The sequence below is a fragment of the Bacteroidota bacterium genome (genome assembly GCA_020402865.1).
Classification (GTDB): domain Bacteria; phylum Bacteroidota; class Bacteroidia; order Palsa-965; family Palsa-965.
Genome location: JADBYT010000021.1, coordinates 117,598 through 137,425, shown reverse-complemented (window position 1 = coordinate 137,425; position 19,828 = coordinate 117,598). Strand labels below are relative to the sequence as shown.

The window sequence follows — 19,828 nt, the reverse complement described above, 5'->3', positions numbered from 1 at the left end:
CCAGCGGCATCGGTTTTTGCTGGTGCCTTCGACAAGCTCAGGCGCCAGCGGCATCGGATTTTGCTGGTGCCTTCGACACGCTCAGGCGCCAGCGGCATCGGATTTTGCTGGTGCCTTCGACAGGCTCAGTCGCCAGCGGCATCGGATTTTGCTGGTGTCTTCGACAAGCTCAGGCGCCAGCGGCATCGGATTTTGCTGGTGCCTTCGACAAGCTCAGGCGCCAGCGGCATCGGTTTTTGCTGGTGCCTTCGACGGGCTCAGGCGCCAGCATTTTTAGTCAGGGTACAGCGTTGAGAATAACTGAAGCATTAAAGTTAATGCCAGCGATTGCGCATACCGGTGCCTGAGCTTGTCGAAGGCACCGGTATGTATGCGAGTTAATTCTTTGGGTTGGTGGCCCACACGGTGGCTTCAGTTACGAAAGCTCTTTCATCAAGTTGCAGCAGGGCGCAGATGGTGTGGGCAATATCATCGGCCTGAAGTTTTGTGGGATTGAAAGGACGAGCTTCGCGGCCGGAATTTTCGAGAAAACCGGTTTGTACTTCGCTCGGGTTAATGAGCATTACGCGCACATTGTGCGGACGAAGCTCAGCGCGCCAGCATTCAGTCATGCCGGCCAGGGCAAATTTACTGGCGGCATACGCTGTACCCATTGCAAAACCCGCACGGCCGGCTGTGGATGCTATATTGATAATGTTGCCGTGCTGCTGCGCCACAAAACGTTTGGCACATTCGCGAGCGGCAAACATGGCGCCCGTTACGTTTGTGGCAAACACACGTTCAAAACCTTCGCGATCCATCTCTGTAAGCGATTTGAAATAGCCGTAACCGGCATTATTTATAAGCACATTGATGCCGCCCATTTTTTCTTCGGCTTCATTTACCATACGTATTACGTCAGCTTCTTTGCTTACATCGGCCTGTATAGCGTGTACATTCAATTCCTTTGCTGCCTGCGCAAGTGTTTCACTGTTACGGCCGCTTATTACTACCTGAGCGCCTTTTTCCCGAAGCATTTTAGCTGTGGCAAATCCTAAACCGGTATTACCGCCCGTTACTAATACTTTTGCCTGTTTCAGATCCATTTTCTATATTTGTTTTACTGTCTTTCAGGTAAAGTTCTCCTTTATTTCCGTTCCCCGGAATCCCCTGCTTAATTTCTAATCACCTCTTTTTCAAGAAATTATGGTGAAGTCCTAAGATTATATGTATATACATGTAATTTTTTACGATCTTTGTATTATGAAGATTGAAGAAGAAATCAGGCAGAAGAAATTTCAGAACAGCTACCAGCGTGTGGCTATTAATCTGATGTTTACTTCCGGCTGGCTTGCTACACACATGATGCGTCAGTTGCGCCCGTATGGTATTACGCAGCAACAGTACAACGTACTGCGTATTTTACGTGGTCAGAATCCGGAACCGGCTTCGGTTGGATTAATTCAGGAACGGATGATTGACCGGAGCTCAAATGCATCACGTTTGGTGGATAAGCTGCATGATAAAGGGCTGGCCATTCGGCGTACCTGTAAAAAAGACCGGCGTCAGGTGGATATTGTAATTACACAAAAGGGGCTTGATTTGCTTGCCGAACTCGACGAACAACAAGATTTCATGAGCAATAATCCGATTCAACTTACCGAGGCAGAAGCTGATCAACTGAGTGATTTGCTGGATAAGCTTCGTAGCTGATGTGCTTTGCCGGTATGTATTTACCGGCTTTTTTGCAGGCCTGTTAAATTCTTGTATCTACATCAATCAATACTATTCAAATTTACATTCACAGAAAAACAATAAAAACCAATGAAAACATTTGCATACAGTATTGCAGCAGCCGTAGTGCTGGGAACCGGCATTTACGCCTGGAAAGCACTCGCTAATCCGTGGACAGTGCACACCGACAAAGCGGTAATCAGTTTTGATTTGCCTGATGGTGGTGCTTCGGGAAGTGTGAAGGGTTTGGATGCATCGATCAATTTTGATCCGGCCAATCTCGGCGAAAGCAATATGACGGCTTCAGTTGATGTGAAGACGCTGACAACCGGCATCGACATGCGTGATAAGCATTTGATGAGCAACGATTATTTTGATGCGGAAAAGCACCCGCGCATTACATTTACCGCCAGTTCAATTGTACCGGCCGAGAGCGGCTTTGTAGCCAATGGTAAGTTAAGCATGCGTGATTCGGTGCGTGTGGTTAGCATTCCGTTTACGTTTACCGAAACAGGCGACAGCGCACACTTTAAAGGCTCGTTTGCAATTTACTCAGGCGATTATGGCGTGGGCAAGAAAAGCAAAAACGGAAAAGACAAAGTGGTAGTGAGTATTGATGTGCCTGCATCGCGCAAAAAGTAAACCATGAAAACAGTACTGCACAAAGAAGAAGAGCGGGGAAAGGCTGATTTTGGATGGCTGCAGGCGCGATTCAGTTTTAGTTTCGGAAGCTGGCAAAACCGCAACCGCGTACATTTTGGCGCACTGCGCGTGCTTAACGACGATATTATTGCTGCCTCAATGGGCTTTGGCCGACATCCGCACGACAATATGGAAATTGTGACCATTCCGCTGTCGGGCGCATTGAAGCATGCCGATTCAACCGGCGGGCAAGGCATCATCAGCAAAGGCGAAGTGCAGATTATGTCGGCCGGCTCGGGCATTGAGCATTCAGAAATGAATGCGTCGCACACAGAAGAAGCGCGCACGCTTCAGATCTGGGTGTTTCCGAAAGCGCACAACATCCAGCCGCGTTATGATCAGCGCGATTTCCGCTCGCAACTGGAGCCGGGAAAATTTAAAACGCTCGTATCGCCAAACGCCGAAGCTGATGACGCCATGTGGATCAATCAGGATGCCTGGTTCAGCATAGGCCGGTTTGAGCAGGCCGCTGCAGTGCCTTACAAACCGGGTAAAACGGGCAACGGCGTTTATGCGTTTGTGCTCGAAGGCAGCGTAAAAGTGGGCGAACAAAGCCTCAGTCGCCGCGATGCACTTGGTATTTGGGATACCGATGAAGTAACTTTTGAAATCAGCCAAGGCACAGAGCTCCTGCTCATTGATGTGCCTATGGAGTTTTGATGTGATAACATTTATTTATTTCGGCACATATCCGTTTGTAAACGAATATGTGCCGAAATTCATTTTAGCGAATACGTGTTATGAAATACGACTTTGAGTTAGTGAAAACGGAGTTGCGGTAAGTGAATGGCAGATTAAGGTTTTTGAATAAGCATTGTTTATGATTTGTAGTACGTGTTTTTGAGTAATTTATTTAAATGGTTTTAAATCAATAATTTGACGATCTGTTAATATTTAATTTTTTCAATATTCGAATAGTTCAATGATTTAATGAAGCGACTCTCACATTGATAGTTACGGTGTTTTGCTTAGCGATTTTTTGTGTGCAGGCGTATTAGTCCTGAATTTCAGATTGCTGGACAAACGCTTTTTCAGGAAATACATTTGTGACGCATTCCCTTCTGCAAAATTCACATAAAATTTAGTAAGCATGAAAAAGAAAATTAATTCCGTGGTTCGCCATGTGGTCATGGCATCGCTGTTGTTTGTATCCGGCAATGTGTGGGGGCAGAGCTGTCCTAATCCGCCAAATTGTATTCTGAATGGAAGTTTGACTCCCCGCGCATCCACAAGCGGAGACATGAATTCAACCAGCGCACGAACCATTAATGACTGGTTTGTTTCACACGGCAGTCCAAGTATTTTTCCGGGCAGAACAGGGGCGTCCGGTGATCAGTCGGTATGGATGTGGTCAAATTTTGATGGCCCGGCAGTAGGTGAGGGAATTTTCACCTGCTATAATTTTGTACAGGGTGAGACTTATAACATTTGTTTATGGGTAAAAAATACAAATGCATCCACTGTAAACGGTAATCTGGTTATCCGGGCAGGTAACAATCTGAGTCCTGCAACCACAATTTCCCAGATACCACCATTCACTACCATACCTCCGGTAGCAGGTACAGATGTAATTCGTGATCAGAACACATTTCAGACATCCTGGACATTGCTCACCATTTCGAATTATCAACCCTCGCAAAATTTCAATCAACTTTGGATTTATCCGCGGAAAACGGGTGGAAATATTCAGCAATATGAAATACAGGTAGATGATATTGCCATAACACGTATGGTAAATCAGAACAGTATTTTAGCAACAGCTAATCCATCAACTATTTCGTGGTGTGGTACAACTACTCTTTCTATTAACGGAGCACCGGCAGGAAGCACCGTAAGCTGGAGTCCTGCAGCAGGACTAAGTGCAACAACTGGTTTAAGCGTTACTGCCAGTCCTTGTGCTACAACAACCTATACAGCTACAGTTACAGTAACTCAGCCAAACTGTATCACCTGCGGAAATTATTCTTACACATATCCTGTTACAGTTACAGTGGTTCCTCCGTCAGTGACTATAACCGGAAATCCCAACATTATTTGTGGCGATAATCTTTCGCTCATGGCCAGTCCGGCTTTATCCTGCCCGGGTATCACTTATTCGTGGCAGGGGCCAAACGGATTCAGCACAATCGGAGCCGGTTTTTCCATTCCGTCGCCCGATTCCAGAGCCGCAGGAACTTATACATTAACTGTTACCAATGGCTGCGGAGGAACTGTTACACAAACCGTAAATGTTACGTATGATTGTCCCTGCATACTTAAACCGGAAATTGAAACACGCGGATGCAATCCGGTATCGTTCAACGTTACCAATTCTTCACTCACCAATATAGTAGGCTGGTTCTGGGAGTTTGGCGATGGCAATACATCCAATCTGGCCACCCCCACACACCTGTATGCGCAAAACGGCAGCTATGTAGTGTGTGTAACGGTTATTGGCAAGAGCCCGCGCGGTGAGATGTGTTGCATGCAGGTATGTGATACAATTCAGGCTTGCGGCTGTTCGGGTGCTGCGCCTTGGTTTATATGGCAGCAGGGCAGGGCAGGCTCAACCACATTTACAAATACTTCATTGGCCAACGCCAATGTATGTGGCTGGATTTGGGATTTTGGCGACGGCCATACTTCTACCGCAAATAATCCTACACACAACTACACATTGCCCGGTACTTACACTGTTTGCCTCACTGCGTTAACCTGCTATCTCAATCCTTCTACCGAACAAACAGATACCTGCAAATCGCGTGTCTGCCAAACCGTAGTGATTACCACAGATGGAAGCTGGCGCATGGCTGACCCCGGCTCCGGCTCCGGCAACACCAGCGATGATAATTTGAACCTGGATGTAAAACTTTTCCCAAATCCGGCATCCACCGAATTGTTTGTGGTGTTGCCCGAAGGAATCACCGGAGAAGTGCGTCTGCTTTCGGTTGACGGAAAAGAGTTGATGCGCTTGCAGAATAATGGCAGCAACACCTATACTGCCAATCTGAAAGAGCTGGCCACAGGCGTTTACCTGATTGAAGTGGTAAGTAATGGAAAAGCTGCAAAGCGTATGCAGTTTGTGAAAGAGTAGGAGATACAAGAAATTCAAACGTATTCAGTCCTCTGTCGTTTCAGGCAGGGGACTGATTATTTTATCATCAGCGGAAGCTACAGGTTTTGAGCGTAGCGGTTTTTAGGGAAGGCTTCAAATGCACCCGACATCAACTCTTTCATCTTCTCGATCTTCTGGTCGATGGCTTTGATGGCGGCGGTTTGTTTGTCTTTGAGTAGTATTGAAATTATTTGAAGCGAAACATTAGAAGCAATAAAACACCGCTTGGCTCCTGTCTTCCGTTCCAAATCCTCGGTGCATTGTAGTAAAATAGCATTCATGCTCCTGCGGGTTTTCCACTACAGCCAGGGCTATATATTCATTTCTTTCGACTCTTTAAAGTTCCAGACCAATCATTAATTCTCCCATTGCGTGTTCCTGCCAGAAACGAGAAAATTATTTTACGAAAGCGCACCCACATCGACTCTTCGATGGCCTTAGTCTTCTCATTGATGATTATAATAGCCTTTACCCGTAATTTAAGGAGCTTGTTGAACTACTATTCTCTGTTTGCTTTGTATTAATTTGTTTATTCATTATTCATCCATGTGTAAAAATCCTGTTCGCCATCAATAGCATTTATGAATATTGTAAACGGATTATTGGCAGGAAGAATGTTCAACTCGCTTTGAAGTCTTCTGTTAAAATCAGACATTTCGGGGTATTCATTTTGACAATTAATAATAATATTTAATAAGTCTTCATTACTTGTTCTGATATATTTATCATTTGTTCTCCCTTCGATCAGATAAAAATCAAGTTTTGATAATAGATTATGAAGGTACCCGCCATAAGGCATTAGACTAAGGAAATCATTGAAATTAGATGCGCAAACTGATATAGGGTTTGCTTCCGTTTCGATCCATACAATTGGCTGTTCTTCAATTGGTTTTTCTGAATGAATTTGCCAGATTGCAAATATAGACTCTGAACCATCTTTTATTAATGGTACACAAAGTCTCAATTTATCTTCAGTCATTAATCCTTCAAAGACGGACTTGTCATCAAAGCATGAAATGAAGTCATTAAGTTTATTATTATTACTACTCAGTACTTTTTTGAACCAATCTATTCTGTTTTCCATATTATTTTGTAATTAAACCATCCATATCTTGATTTGCGATTTGGGACTCTCCTTTCAAAATTTGATTGCGTATATCTTCCACTAAATTAGTTTTTTCTTTTTTATTTTGTTCATCTAAATTAAATTGATCTAAATCACTCCATATAGGGTGATCTTTACTTTGATTAACGACTGATTTCATTGCGCTTACATCTGACTGCATTTCTTGCTTTAAGAAATATACAGCAACTTTTCTTTTGTCATGGTTTGAAGTCATTCCAGAGGTTCCTGCAATTACATCACGAATGAAATTTGTTTTCAAAGGGGGCATTTTTTTAAAATATGTACGCCCTTCACTATGTCTGTTTTTGTTATGTAATTGTATTGTGTATGCATTATCTGCATGTTTCCCAGCTGCTCTATTTCTTAATAAATTAATATTAGGTTCTTGAAAATAATCTTGTTCAGCCAGCCATTTATACAATGAGGCCGCAGGCTGATGGTCAGGAGTTAAATCATCACCTTGAACATTCTGACTAGAATAAGTTCCAACTGAACCTTCTAGTTTATATCTTATTATCGCTTTTTTTATACCATCATCATTCTTAATTAACAGAGAGATCATTCCTGTTAGTACAACAGATTGGTCAAGTGCCGTTTGTTGTAATGCTTTTATTTCATCGGCAGGTCGGTTTTTATCTTCTAAATTTTGAATTTTATTTAAAGTGGGTTGATATGTGCTTGTCACATAATTTTTAGCGTTTGCAACTTGGGTTTGTTCTTCCGGTTTAATTGCTGTTCCTTTTGATTGAACATATTTATTAAGGAAATCAATTATTTCATGCTCTTTGCTTCTAAGTAGAATAACAGGTTTCCCGTTTCTTTTTTCTACTAATAATGTATGTGTGTCGCCTGAGTTTGTTTTAATTTTTTTAGTTAAGAATCCCCAACCTGCTAATTTCTCAACGACTTTATCCTTAATATCACCCGCTGTTTTCTTCACTCCCCCCCACAACTTCTTCGCCTTATCCGCAATCCACTTTGCCACCTTCGCCATCATATTCTCCACCTTACCCCTGATCTTATTCAACGCCGCCCTGATCTTCGCTGTCACACCATCAAGATGAATCAGCTTGGCAAGGAACGAGATCACTAGCGTAAGCGCCGTAGCAAGGCCATTTTCCAGTGCATTGGCCGCTGCACCAATGTTCCCCATTGCAATCTCCCCAATAGAACCGAGGAAGTTGCCCACCATCTGCGCAATGTCTTTGGCCTTCTGGATAAAAAACACAATGGTATCATAAATGCCGATGATGGCTTTGATGATGCCCGCCCCCGGAATAATAAGCGAAGCAATAAACTCAATCGCCTTCACAATAATCGTTTCTTTGATCCAGTTTTTCACTGCATCCACAAAGGCTTCTTTCATCTCGCCGGCCATTTCCTGTAGCTGTTCCCACGCGGCCATGGGGCCTTCGGTAATGAGGGCTTTTACAATTTCAAAGCCTTTTTCCATGCCTTCCACTACCGGCTCGGGAATTATTTTCACCAGGTGCTTGCGGATGTTCTGGTAGCTGATGCCCACCATTTGCAAGGCCACGCTGGCTATGCCTTTCAGATCCCAGGTGTCGGGCAGTTTTACTTCGGTGAGTGAGCCGGTGAGCCAGCTGAACAGCGCGTTTTTGAGGTGCGTAAGGAAGTTTTTGCCAAAGTTGCTGAAGCCCTGATCGGCGGCGTTGAACAGGTTTTTGACGAACTTGAGGGGCTTGGTGAAAATGGCTTTCAGCACGGCCGCACCTTTGTTGATGATGCCTTCGATTTCGCTGAGTGAATAGCCGAATTTTTGCAGCGCCCAGGTGAAGAACTTTTTGGCGGCTTCGAGCAGCAACTTACCGAGTTTCGACAGCGCGCCCGACATCGACTCTTTCATCTTCTCGATTTTCTGGTCGATGGCTTTGATGGCGGCGGTTTGTTTGTCTTTGAGTTTTTGCGCCAGCTCTTTTTCCTTCTCGGCCACTTCGTTGTCGAGCATGTTCAGCTTCTCGGTCATTTCCTTCATGGCTTTCTGACCTTCGGCTTTCAGATCGGGATCAAGGTTTTTTACATACTTCGCGATCTCGGCTTTGGCAGCGTCAATTTCAGCTTTGCATTCTTTGATGACTTTCTGGTTCTCGGCCGTAATGTCGGCCACCAGTTTGTCGATGGTTTGAACGAATGCGTCTTTGTTGCGCTTGAAGATGTCGTTTACTTCGGGCAGTTCGTCCATGCCCAGCAGCCAGTCTTTTGCTTTTTTTGCCCAGCCCCAGAAGCCGCTGTAGCGTTTGGCTTTGAATGCGGCGAGGTCTTTGTTTACATCATCTTCAAACTTCTTCGAAGCAGCGGCATTGCCTTCGTCAAAGCGTTTCATGCTTTGCGTTTCAAGCTCGGCAAGGCGTGTGTTGACTTTGTTTTTGGCTTTTTCGTAGATGTTTTTAATATCCGTGGCTACTTTCTCACGCTTTTGTTCCATCAGGCTCTTTGTGCCTGTTTGCTTGCCGCGCGTGGCGTTGAGTTTTTCCTTGCGTTTATTTTTTATATCGGCTTTGCCTTTTTGTTCTTCCTGCTGCAGGCTGGTGTCCACCTGTTTGCGTTCGCCTTCGGCTGCTGCGCGAACTTGTGCGGGTTGTTCCTGTACGTCTTTTTTGAGTTGTTTTTTGTCTTTATTCGCCTCGGCCAGATCGCCGCTGTCCACCATGTCAAGCTGCTCCTGACTGATTTCTTCTTTCTTGAGCAGTTCGTCAGAGTCTTTGCTGAACTTGCTCATGTCGGTATGTTCGGCTTTGAGCGGGGCTACGGCGCCTGTGCCGAGCTGCATATTGGGTGTGGCGGGGGCAATTTCTTCGGGGGGAAGTGTTTCGGGGGTGTGCGTGGGAGGAGCGGCGGGGCGTGGCTTTTCCATTTCGCCGAAGGTGTCGGTTACTTCGTTGGTATCGCCCTGCACCACGTTCATTACGTTGCGCGAGATGTGTGTGGCTTTCTGGTTCTTTTTGAAGTTGTCCACATCCTCAATGGTTTGCGGGATGTTTTCGTCGAGGCTTTTTTGCAGGCTTTGTTTGGCTGCGCCGGGATCGGGTTTGGGTTCGGGTTTTGCGCCGAGGTCTTGTACCTGTTCGCCGTGGCTTTTACTCTGGCCTTCGTGTGCGGGCGGCACCACGGCCATTTCGGTTTGCGAGAGCTTGGCTGCGGGTGTGTCGTGTGTTTGTTCGTTGGCTTTGAGCTGAGCCAGTTTCTGCATGCCGCGCATGAGCACCGGGCCGCCCAGGCTGGCTAAGTATTGGGCTATTTTGCTTTTGCCTACCGCAGCAAGTATGGCTGCCATGCCGCCGCCTTTGGGCTGGGTTTTGCCTTTTTTGGCGGATTTACTCTTTTTGTCTTTGGGCTTTACTTTTTTGGCGGCTTTGTCGGCAGCGGCGGCTTTGGTGACTACCGGCGCTTTGGGTTTAAGCGGTTTGGGCTGCTGGCCTTTTCCGTGCTGCTTTTCGGCGGCGCGCGCTTCGGATTCAAGTCTGGCCGCTTCTTCCATGCTCATGTCGGGCGGCAGCTCCACCATACTGCCATCGCTCATGCGGTACATGCGCTTGCCACCGCTGCCGCTTTGTGCTTCGCCGTTTGACTGGCGCACGGGCGGGGTGGGGGTAACCGTGGGCGTGATGGATTTGGTATGGGTGGGGGTGGACATGGGCGGGATAATTAATTAGTATTAGAGCGGGAATCCAAGGGTGAGGCCAGGGAAACATTGCATTTCCCAAAAATCAGTATCGATTCCGGGATTGTTTTTTGCGAATGTTTCGATAAGTTGTCGTGCCTCTTTCAAATTTGCATCCGTAACTTTCAGAATAGTTTCGTTTTCATTTCCAATCCACATGTATTCAACACCATCTAGGAATCGGATAAGATTTTCAACATGTGTCGCCAGTGGAATAAGACTATAAGAATCCATTTCATACAGCAAGTAAACGGTTTCCGATTCTGTCTTACATATTATCGGTTGGCGTTTATCAATTTCACCGATCACTCGGAAATTCATGTCAGGAATCAATTCTCTAACCACGTCCAGTTTTTCCAGGAAATCATAAAACTCCCATGCAGCCGGATTAGTATCAATATTCACCGATCGCAGTATTCCAAATTTCCACATTTTTTTTATCATGGACACTTCAGTTTATTGATTTAACTAGTTAATCCTGCTGCCGTAGATGTTGCTCCTGCATTTACTGTAAATGGAGGTAAAACGTTATATATTTCGTGGGATATAGGATTGCCCAGCGGAGCCCAGCGAGGTGGATTTGCCGTGTTAGGTCTCAACAGTACATATTCAGTCATAAAACCCAACGGCAAATTGTTCTCTTCATAACTTAAACGCTCCATTTCATATCGGGCGTACATATATACCCGGTTACCATTATACAACTTTGTTTCAAGCGCTTGTCGAAGTGCCTGAGTTGCCGGATTCTGTGGTAATGTTCTCAAATGACCACGATTGATTCGATATGCCAGATCTGACTGGTCGATAAGTGTCTGAAGAGGTGCTATCGAGCGCTTTGCATGGGTCCCGTAAATAGCATGAATTTCATAATTGAAAACATTTGGAACCGGATTAGTTGAAGTTACGGGAACAGCTATTTGTGTTTGTAAGGTATTTTCTACCTGATTGTAATGACTCAGATTTCCTGTGTTGTTTGCTGTATCAGTGATCGGTGTGAGATTATAAGGGAAAGCCCCCCCCCCCAACTTCCCATTCATTAGATGACCGCGTACAAAGCCATGGTCTTCGCGAAACCAGCTTGCAATTGAGTTTTCGTAGCGTGCGGCATCAGTAATGTGAGGCGGATTTATCCTTAGTCGCCGACGTACAATATTCCAGCCTGTCACATTTTCCCGATCTCTGATTTTTCGAGCTTCATTATTGATTGATCCTCTTGAAACTGCATTTTGCGACAAATATTCTGCCTTTGCCCATTGTCCGTATCCATTTGCATTTACGCCTCCATAAGTAAAGATGGTTGGGGGAATCGGAATTGTTGTTCCTCCGAGTGGAATAGTTGCCGGAGGCGTAATGGTACCTAATAAAGCAGCGAGCGCATTGATCGCAGCAGAAATGTTATTGGAAATAGTTACCCTATCAGCATCGTTGGTTGCAGTCGAATAATTAGTTTGTAATGTTTCGATATTTTGCGCTGCGGCCAATAGTTGCGGATGCAATGGATTTGCTGTTCTGGCCGGAGTGGTTCCAACTTGTGGCGCCGGGCCGAAATTATTATTTACCCATTGTACAAATGGTTGCGGATCTGTGTGAATTTGTAATCTTCCGTTGGGAGCTTGTGGATCCATACGCAATGTATGAGCTTCTCCATTCCTTAGGGTAACTGGCTTTTCCACTCTAAACCATTGCCTAATCCTCCTCACTGCCGCAGAGCCGGCCGCCATCAATCGCTGAAACTGTGTCCTTATCCAATTCACCCCCAAATCCAGCTTCTGATCCACCCACCCGCGCACCGCGCCAATAGTACGCTGCACATGCGCACCCACATCGCCCAAACCGATAAACCGCGCCAGAAAGTCGAGCACAATGGGAATGGTCTGCGCAATGGAACTTTCAATAAAATTGGCTGCACCCGATACATCGCCCGTGGCCAGACGATGCACCGAATCGACCACCGAACGCACGAAGGCAAGTATCTGCTGAATCTTGTCGATAAAGAATTTGATGGTGGTGTGGGTCTTGATGATGGCCTGAATAACCGCGCCCACCGGACTAAGCATGGATAAAAGTTGTGTGATGCCCGCTGTAACAATGCGCTCCTGAATAAACGATTTGATGCGGCCGAGAATCATATCGCGGAAATTGCCGAAGAACTCGCTGATGCGGTCTTTCATGGCTTCCACAAATCCTTTTTCGCGTATTTCCTGTACAAGCTGGAAGCCGGTTTCGAGCATGCCCACGGTGCGTTCGCCCATGAGGCGTACCATTTTGCCGCGGATATTGTCGTAGGTGAGGCCGAGTATCTGCAATACGAAGAACAGTATGCCTTTTGCATCCCACTGTGGCGGCATCTGTATTCCGGCGCGGGCTACGGGGCCGGTGAGCCAGCGTATAACGCCCTGCTGAAGGTGCGTGAGGATGCGGCCCATGAACTGGCGCACGCCCTGACCAATGCCGCGCAGCAGGTTGCCTACAAAGCCTACGGGGTTTTGAATGATGAGTGTGAACGATTCGCGGGCGCGTTTGATGATGGCCAGCACATCGGCACCGCCGGCGCCCATTACGGCTTCGAAAATAAACTCCAGGAGTTTGAGCAGTGCGGCGCCGCAGAAACTCACCAGATCGCGGAGCAGGGGCGAGAAGATGCCGGCGAGGCGGCGGAAGGTATCAATGGGGTGCAGAATGTCTTCGGCGCGGAGTGTATTCCATGCCTGCTGGAAGGTGTTCTGAATGCGCGGCCAGGTGAGGTTGCGGGCGGTGGTTTCGGTTACAAACCACTGGTAGGCGCGTTCGAGGGCGCGGCTTTCTACAAGCTGATTGAAACGTTCTTCGCCGCCGGGAATGAAAGCTGCAACCCCGCGCAGAATGTTGGTGGCATTGCGTTCTACGCGCTCGCCGGTGAGCGGGTTGAGTCCGATCATGGCGGTGATGAGTGTCCAGCCGGGAATGTCTTTTATTACATTGTCGAGCGGGCGCAGCAGTGTTTCTCGCAGCAAACGTACTACTTCGGCCAGTGCGCTCCATACAAAATTGCCGATGCGCGAGAGTATGCTGCCGAAGTGTCGCCTGAATATAGCAATGTTGCCGTCGATGCCGTGCCTGATGCCCATTTCTTCCCAGCAACGATCCCATGTGCTGCTGATTTCGCTGAGTGAGGGCAGGCGTGCAAGCTGTGCATCGAGCCATTGCTGTGCGCGGTTGAGCATGCCCGAACTGCGCAGCAAATCGAATATGGCCGGGCCTACTACGGGAATGAGATCGAGCAGGGCATTGAACCAGTTGATGGGACTGCGGGCCACGCTTGCGCCGAGAATAGGGTTGTAGCCGAAAATAACCGTGATGAGTGTCCACGGCGGCACCACATAGCGTACAGCATTGTTTACCCGATCCCAGATGCCACGCTGTACACTAAGCGGCGCATTTGACACACCACCGGGCAGGCGCTGTGCCACAGGTTCGGCCTTCTGCACTTCCGGGGCCGACTTTTTTACTTCGGGTGCTGATTTCTTCACTTCGGGTGCAGTGCTTTGCTGCACCTGAGCAGAAGCTTCGGCGGCATCGGAGTTGCTTTCGGGCGCGTAGCCTTGCTGGATCACGTGTGTAAGCTCGTGTGCGAGCAGGCGTTTGCCTTCGGTTGATTCAGGATCGTATTTGCCTGCGTTGAAGAAAATGTTGGAACCGTAGGCAAAAGCATGCGCACCGAGTTCGTTGCAAAGGCGAATGGCCTGCGAATCGGTGTGGATACGCACGGCGGCAAAGCTTACACCAAAACGCTGCTCCATCCAGCCACGTATGCCGGGCTCCATGGGGCGGCCGCCGCTTACGTTTTTCAGCTGCTCTTCAATGTGTGGCGGCACCTCATCCTGCGGAGCTTCAACCGCAACGGCGTTTTCAGACTGCACTTTGTCCTCCTTGCGGCTGAGTTTATGCTGCTCCTGCGACATGGCCGACTGCATGCCCGACGAAACAGGCAGTGTGCCGGGGCGCCGCACTTCTTCCGAAGGCTTTTCCTTTTGCGTGGTGTCGAGCGCTTTTTGCTGAATGCTCACCGCCGCCTGCATGTTTGATTGCACAGGCAGCGCAGGTTTTATGTCGCGCTCCATTTCGCGCTGGTCGCGCATTTTGGTGGCCACGAGTTTGGGTTGCGCCTTGTCGTTGGCCGCTTTCTGCACTTCCTGCTGCTTTTGCAGTTTATCGTCGCCCTTTTTCTTTAACTCTTCTTTGGTTTGCACAGCTGCAGCGGCCACAATTTTCGGCTGCACTTTTTCGGCTGCCGCTTTTTTTACTTCGGGCTGCTTCTGTACTTTTTCATCGGCCTTTTTCTTCAGTTCTTCTTTGGTTTGCACAGTTGCAGCGGCCACAATTTTCGGCTGCACTTTTTCGGCTGCCGCTTTTTGTACTTCGGGTTGCTTCTGTACTTTTTCGTCGGCCTTTTTCTTAAGCTCTTCTTTCGGCTGAACGGCCATTGCGGCTACTATTTTGGGTTGAACCTTATCAACCGCAACTTTTTGTACTTCCTGCTGTTTCTGAATTTTTTCGTCGGCCTTCTTTTTAAGCGGTTCGTCTTTTTTCTTCAACTCCTGTTTCTGGAGTTCTTCTTTTTTCTTTAGTTCATCTTTTTTCTTCAACTCCTGTTTCTGGAGTTCTTCTTTCTTCTTCAGTTCGTCTTTTTTCTTCAACTCCTGTTTCTGGAGTTCTTCTTTCTTCTTCAGTTCGTCTTTTTTCTTCAACTCCTGTTTCTGGAGTTCTTCTTTCTTCTTCAGTTCATCTTTTTTCTTCAACTCCTGTTTCTGGAGTTCTTCTTTTTTCTTCAGTTCATCCTTCTTCCGGAGTTCTTGTTTTTTGAGTTCCTCTTTTTTCTGAACTTCGTCTTTCTTTTTAACTTCTTCTTTTCGTTGCGGGCGTTCACTGTTTTTAGGTTGTACACGCAGGTGCTGACGGCGTACCTGTTCGTTGCTCATGCTGAGCACCTGTTCGGCCATTGCATCGGCCTGTTGTTCGTGCGCATCGCCCACCACGCCCATTTTAATTTTTTGCTGCACTACGGGCTGCGCATTTTGTGCGCGTTGAACTACAGCAGAAAGGCTGTCTTTTTTAGCCACCACCGGTGCATTGGTGGTTACGGTATGCGCAGCACCCTGCCGGGCCGTTTGCACACTTGGTGCGGCCTTCCCGATCGTTTTGGATTTGGTGCTGCTCATTGCTGATTCGATTAAACTGATTTTCCTTCCTTGCGGAATTCACGGCGTATGCCTTCGTCAATATCAGCCATTGTCACCGTATTGCCACCTCTGCGAAGTGCGGCCATAGCACAATAACGCACCACGTTGGTAATGGCACCGCCGGCAATTTCATACCGGTCGGCAATGGCGCGGAGATTTACTTCGGGACTTAACTCCATTGCCGGCGGAAACGCTTTTTCCCAGAGTATCAAACGTTCGGCAGGGCGGGGCATGGGGAAATGCACTACAGTCTGGAAGCGGCGTGTAAACGCATCGTCCATATTGCTTTTGAAGTTGGAGGCGAGAATGATAACGCCCTGAAAATCTTCAATGCGCTGCAGCAGGTAACTTACTTCCTGGTTGGCGTAACGGTCGTGTGCATCTTCCACTTTGGTGCGTTTGCCAAAAAGCGAATCGGCCTCGTCGAAGAAGAGGAGCCAGTTTTTGTTTTCGGCCTGCTCAAATACACGTGAAAGATTTTTTTCGGTTTCACCAATGTATTTGCTCACCACCATAGAAAGGTCAACCCTGTACACATCGCGTTTGGTAAGGCTTCCGAGCAAACAGGCGGTGAGTGTTTTACCCGTTCCGGGCGGGCCGTAAAACAATGCGCGGTATCCCGGCTTGAGTGTTTTGCGCAGGCCCCACTCATTCATAATGGTATGTTCGTAATCAATCCACGATTTAATCTCGTCGATCTGTTCCATGCAGGTAGCATCAAGCACAAGATCGTTCCAGTCCATGGGTGTGGAAAGGCGTTTGGCCGGGAACTCACGGTCGAATGTGGGGCGGCGGGCATGGCCGAGGGTTACAAAGTCCACAATTTCGCGTGTTACGCTGAGCAGCCCGCTAAGCGGTGGTTCGCCGGGATGAGCCGGATCGAGTTTGAGAATGCTGTGCTGCGCAAAGAAGTGTTCGCCATCAAACAAATACTGAAATGCAAAGCGGCGCTCAAGGTCTTCGCCGGCAAGCAGAAACAGCGCGGTTTCGCCGGTGGGCAGCAGTCCGCTGTGGTTGTTCGGCCGCAAACCGCCAAACTCGGTAAAGCCGCGGTCCATGTTGCCGTTTTTTACAAAAAACACATCAAGCAGTTGCGGACGGATATGCGGAACCAGTGCAAGGAGCAAGATCAGTCTTTCCTCCGTTGTCATCTGGTAATGCGTAACAATACCGGCATACATGGATTCGGGATGTACCGGATCGGGCGCAGTAATTTCGGAAATGTCGGTAAATGCGCATTCCTGATTAAAATGCAGGCGCAGGCGTGCGTCGAGCACTTCGGCAAACCACGCCAGCTCGCGTTCGAGTGTACGTGCGTTGAGGGAGATGGGGTCGTTGCTCACCATTCGGTTTGTATCAAGTGCGGTGTCCATGGAAGTCGGATAACGGATATGCTCCACGGCAGTGAGTCGAGCAGAATATCCAGTGAAGTACGTTGTATGCGCACCAGCCAGGCGCCGTCTTTCTTTTCAATAATGGCTGTGCGTTTGAGGAAGTTTTGCCTGATGGCATCGCCAAATGGCGAACGCAGGCTGGTCCATTGTTCGGCCATTGCATCCAGCAAATCGTCGGCTTCCTGTTTTTCTTTTTTGGTTAAACGTATTGATTTCGGCACCGATTTGTTGAATGGTAATCCGCAAAGCAATTTATGCAGTGTGAGCGCATATTCGGGTGCCTTTGTGGTGCCTGTGCAGATGTAGTGAAGCAGAAAAATGGCGCGGTAAGCGGCTTCCTTGCTTTTAAACACACCCTTTTCATTCAGCAAACCGGTTTCCTGAAACAGGGCGGGAAGATAGGGCCCAAGAATAACCAGTCCGCCCCAGCGCGAAATGCGGTGACGCTTATTGTGATAGGAAATACCTTCGCTTTCTTCTTCGTCGGTTTCGCTGTCGGTAAATAGTTCGAGCAGTTGTTCGAAGGTGCTGGTGAGTTCTTCCGCAATATCTTCTTCTGGCAGCAGGCTTTGTTTTTGTGCTGAAGCGGGATCTTCGGCTTTGCTGCTGTTTTTTCGGGTTTCCTTTTTTTCTTCGGTTGTTGCAGACTTTTGTCTGGCAATTTTTTTCGTTTTCCCGGTTTCCGTTTTTTTACTTTCAGGCAGCAGTACAGCCGTTATTTCCTGCAGTATAGTTTTGGCAGCAGGTGTGTTTTCGGTTTCGAGTGCCTGAGCAATGCGGAGTATCAGTTCAGGTTGTTCTTCGGCAAGTGCTGATATGAACGGCTTTTTTTGCAGCAATGGTTCTTCGGCAAACAGCAGGGCAATTCGTTTGCCGGTATCCGTTGCGGCGGCGGCAGGCGCGGTTAGTTTTGCTACAAACCGTGTGGTTTCGGCCGGTGTATGTAGCCGCACAAATATGCCAACACTGGTTTCGAGCAGTTGCATGTAGGCTGTGGCCGGAAGACTGTGCTGTTTATCACTTATTCGTTTGGCTACAATGCCCGCAAGTATTTCGGGCATTGGTATGGAAACGCGATTAGCTGCGGTGTGATCAAGCAGTGTTATTTCAGCGGCCTTCAGAATGGTTTCGGCTGTGGTACTTGCAGCCTGAGCAGTGGCTACCATCATCCATGCGGCGAGGGTATCCGGTGCGGTGCGGGCCGCTGCGGCCAGCATAGCGGGTAAAGTAACAATACGTGCAGCAGCAGCAACTGCCATCAGATAAACCGGTGAGGGGGTGTTGGCTGGAGCATGGACATATTCGGCAGGCAGCACACCGAGTTGTGAAAGGTATTGAGCAACTGCTATTACCTCGCTGTGACTGTATGCCACATGGGTACTTAGCGGCCAGAGTTGTTGTGTAATGCGTTTGAGCAGCGGGGCAGGCAACTGATTGACCATTCGCAAGGCAGCCTGAGGTTGTTTGAGCAATTGCATAAAGAGTTGCTCAAACTGTTCGGGAGCTTCGTTCAGGAGTTGTTCCGTTAATTCGGCCACATCAGGCTGCCGGCGTTCATCGGGCATCCACCAGGGTAAATCGCCGTTTAGGAAGAATGCTTCAAGCAGCGAGGGGAGAGAGGCCGCCGATCTTTGCAGTACGGCATCCATCTGGTAGGAATCATGTTCAATAATAACGGCTTCTTCGGTGCCCGAAAGCATGCTGGCCGGACGGCTCAGTGCTTTGCTGCGTGCTTCAAGCAGTTTTTCGGTAAGCACGGTTTTCAGCTGTGTTACAAGCTGTTCGCGCAGCCGGAGCGGGTCTATGTTGCCGAGATTAAGCTCCAGCCGGTTGATACGCAGTATTTCTCCCGGTCCGCTGATCTCATCAAAAAGTTCATTGATCAGTGGCAGCAGCTCATCGTCGAACACCGCACGCACTTCCTGCTGCAACCCGTATGCCCTTTCGCGGGAGGGGATTTGCAGGTCGAAAGTCTGCCTCTGTATGAGATGTTCATTTGCGGCCACAGGTCAACGTGCTTTTTCAACTTTAGTGAATTGTACTACCGTTCAGCTAATCTGGTTCAAACGCGCTACATATTGCGGAAAGTCGGATGCAATGCTGGAGCGGATTTTATTTACAAAAGCAGCACTTTTTCTTGATTCGCCGTGTGTATGCACGTATGGCACTTTTACATTTTGAGTATATCCTTCAAACAATACACCCACACGCGGATCAGTAGTTTGCCCCAGCGATTGGATTGCGTTTGCAGCAAACCAGTTGGTGTAAATCATGTTGTGGTTAATATCGTTTGTGGCAATATTAGCCCAGAAACCGCTGTTTTGAGGGCTGGTAATATAGTCGAATGCACTTTCGGCCCATAGTTTCAGTAATCCAGAATTACTGCCATATATGAAACTTGTATTATAAGCTTGTTTATCCTGAAATTTATCTATTGTTCCAGGTATAAACGGAGCCGAATTGTACCGGGTAATTTGCGGCTCATAGTAAGTTTTGAAAATTGAGTTAGGTTCTAAGTTCTGGAAAACCACATCGTACTTTTCATTTTTGAACGGTTCAAGCACATCGCCCAAAAGAAAAGTGTTTCCTTCAATATATACTACATCTTCGGGATGATTACGAATGGCTACAATTTGTGGCAACAACCAGGCATAAGGAGTAATAGTTTCAGCCCGGTCAAGAACTGTAGTATCTATCGAATCAAAGGGTATGCCTAAACGTGAATTTAAAAAATCTTTACCGCTGCTGTCGGTTACAAGATGAATGTTTCCGATTTGTTTTCGCGCCAGCTCAATAGCCAGCACATACGATTCGGCGAGTTCCTTGAGGTTATTATAACCGTATAATAAGTTGCCATCGTCGATGGGCTTTTTCCAAAGAGAGATTACTGCTTTCATG

13 protein-coding genes are annotated in these 19,828 nt (G+C 47.6%); 4 read left to right on the top strand and 9 right to left on the bottom strand.

The window, feature by feature from the left end; all coding sequences use genetic code 11:
• Positions 1-377: 377 nt before the first annotated feature.
• On the bottom strand, positions 378-1,085 hold the full coding sequence (locus tag IM638_14780) for an SDR family oxidoreductase (GenBank protein MCA6364301.1): 708 nt from the start codon (positions 1,083-1,085) through the stop codon (positions 378-380).
• Between the two features lie 157 nt (positions 1,086-1,242).
• Here IM638_14780 and IM638_14775 point away from each other — a divergent pair, with 157 nt between their 5' ends.
• From IM638_14775 to IM638_14760, 4 genes are all read left to right on the top strand, one after another.
• The gene (locus IM638_14775) at positions 1,243-1,692 is read left to right on the top strand and encodes a MarR family transcriptional regulator (protein MCA6364300.1); all 450 of its coding nucleotides are present in this window, start codon (positions 1,243-1,245) and stop codon (positions 1,690-1,692) included.
• Between the two features lie 111 nt (positions 1,693-1,803).
• Positions 1,804-2,355, top strand: coding sequence for a YceI family protein (locus IM638_14770; GenBank protein ID MCA6364299.1), 552 nt, complete (start codon positions 1,804-1,806; stop codon positions 2,353-2,355).
• A gap of 3 nt (positions 2,356-2,358) precedes the next feature.
• Complete coding sequence (locus IM638_14765) at positions 2,359-3,075, top strand: pirin family protein (GenBank protein MCA6364298.1); 717 nt, start codon at positions 2,359-2,361, stop codon at positions 3,073-3,075.
• 430 nt (positions 3,076-3,505) lie between these two features.
• Complete coding sequence (locus tag IM638_14760; protein MCA6364297.1) at positions 3,506-5,488, top strand: PKD domain-containing protein; 1,983 nt, start codon at positions 3,506-3,508, stop codon at positions 5,486-5,488.
• A gap of 77 nt (positions 5,489-5,565) precedes the next feature.
• On the opposite strand, the gene IM638_14755 is transcribed toward IM638_14760, so the two are convergent.
• The 8 genes from IM638_14755 to IM638_14720 all read right to left on the bottom strand — a co-directional run bounded on the left by IM638_14755 (position 5,566) and on the right by IM638_14720 (position 19,827).
• Positions 5,566-5,790, bottom strand: a complete 225-nt coding sequence (locus IM638_14755) for a hypothetical protein (GenBank protein MCA6364296.1) — start codon at positions 5,788-5,790, stop codon at positions 5,566-5,568.
• A gap of 248 nt (positions 5,791-6,038) precedes the next feature.
• Positions 6,039-6,593, bottom strand: coding sequence for a hypothetical protein (locus IM638_14750; GenBank protein MCA6364295.1), 555 nt, complete (start codon positions 6,591-6,593; stop codon positions 6,039-6,041).
• A gap of 1 nt (position 6,594) precedes the next feature.
• Complete coding sequence (locus IM638_14745) at positions 6,595-10,290, bottom strand: hypothetical protein (protein ID MCA6364294.1); 3,696 nt, start codon at positions 10,288-10,290, stop codon at positions 6,595-6,597.
• Between the two features lie 21 nt (positions 10,291-10,311).
• The gene (locus tag IM638_14740) at positions 10,312-10,761 is read right to left on the bottom strand and encodes a hypothetical protein (protein ID MCA6364293.1); all 450 of its coding nucleotides are present in this window, start codon (positions 10,759-10,761) and stop codon (positions 10,312-10,314) included.
• 20 nt (positions 10,762-10,781) lie between these two features.
• Positions 10,782-15,515 (bottom strand): DUF4157 domain-containing protein, encoded by a 4,734-nt coding sequence (locus IM638_14735; protein ID MCA6364292.1) that lies wholly within the window; start codon positions 15,513-15,515, stop codon positions 10,782-10,784.
• 11 nt (positions 15,516-15,526) lie between these two features.
• Entirely contained in the window at positions 15,527-16,882 is a 1,356-nt protein-coding gene (locus IM638_14730) for an ATP-binding protein (protein MCA6364291.1), read from the bottom strand.
• Complete coding sequence (locus IM638_14725; GenBank protein MCA6364290.1) at positions 16,876-18,936, bottom strand: hypothetical protein; 2,061 nt, start codon at positions 18,934-18,936, stop codon at positions 16,876-16,878. The genes IM638_14730 and IM638_14725 overlap by 7 nt, the downstream gene beginning before the upstream one ends.
• 42 nt (positions 18,937-18,978) lie before the next feature.
• Positions 18,979-19,827 (bottom strand): hypothetical protein, encoded by an 849-nt coding sequence (locus tag IM638_14720; protein ID MCA6364289.1) that lies wholly within the window; start codon positions 19,825-19,827, stop codon positions 18,979-18,981.
• Between the last annotated feature and the right edge of the window lies 1 nt (position 19,828).